Source organism: Lacticaseibacillus camelliae DSM 22697 = JCM 13995 (genome assembly GCF_001436615.1).
In the GTDB taxonomy this organism is placed as follows: Bacteria; Bacillota; Bacilli; order Lactobacillales; family Lactobacillaceae; genus Lacticaseibacillus; species Lacticaseibacillus camelliae.
Map to the genome: position 1 here is coordinate 1 of NZ_AYZJ01000075.1, position 1,124 is coordinate 1,124.

Here is a 1,124-nt window from a genome sequence, read left to right on the forward strand (position 1 = left end):
TCATCAGCGATCACCTCCACGGGTTTCGGTGGCCGAGTGTCAAAGGCGTGGTGTAGGTGTTCAAAGATATAGTCGAAGTGCAGCACGCCGACGTGCCCCCAGATGTCTTGGAACAAGCACTCCCCATTATCGAGCGACCGGAGCTGATTCTGATTGCCTTCGTCTTCGGCATCAAGTCCAAAGAAGTTCAGCGTGTTCTTGATTTCCGTGATGTCGGTACTACGGAAAGCAAACTTCTGGGCGATATTGTTTTTCATCTTTTCGTCGAGTAAGTCGTCCGCATTTTGAGTGACGAGGTAGACCCCGGCATTCATCGAACGACCTTCACGAATCAATTTCATGGACAACGCCTTACCCTGCGCCACGTTCAAGAAAGCCCAGGCTTCGTCCAAGTCCACGATCTTGAATTGAGCGCGGTCTTGGTGAATGAAATCGATTGCGAACGTACTGATGATCATGAGCATGGCAACGGACAGCATTTCCGCAGTGATGTATTCTTCCTGCGTCTTATCAGCGTCTGGAAGCACCAAGTCTGCAATCTGCACGATGTTGATCTTGCGGTCAAGGGCGATTGTCCGCCGTGCCGTCCCGTCAGAGAACAGTAATGCCGCAAAGTCGTAATCCGTGAAGGATTCGATATGATCGGCAATGTTGCGCGCAATAGGCGTGTCTTCGCGGCGGAGTTCGTCAATGACTTTCAACAGTCCCGGTTCGGGCGCCTGTGTTACTGCCCGGATTGCCTTGCGCAGCGTCGGGAAGCGGTCGGCATCACGGCTTGAGATGCCAGTGAGGAAGGTCAGCGTATCAACGGCTAGCGATTCAGAATCCTTCAAGTTAGACAAGATGATATAAGGATCAAGCAGTCCACGGTTTTGTTCCTCACTGGTCAGATTGACGATGTTGATTTGATCTTCCATAAAGTCGAGGTTCTTTGCCCAGCCGGTACGTTCCGACTTCGGGTCAAGAATCAGTGCCTGCGCTCCGTAAAGGACGGCGTAGTAGACAAGCAAATTGTTAGAGAAGGACTTCCCACCACCCAAGCTACCAAGAAAAGCGGCGGATAAGGCATTGGTGACAGTCCCCTTGATACCTTGCGCGGCAATATCTGGTTGCAAGTAGACGTT

1 protein-coding gene is annotated in these 1,124 nt (G+C 51.6%); it reads right to left on the minus strand.

The genetic code is table 11. The annotated features are described in order from the left end of the window. On the minus strand, window positions 1-1,124 hold a 1,124-nt coding region (locus tag FC75_RS10110; protein ID WP_162261113.1), incomplete at both ends, for an ATP-binding protein.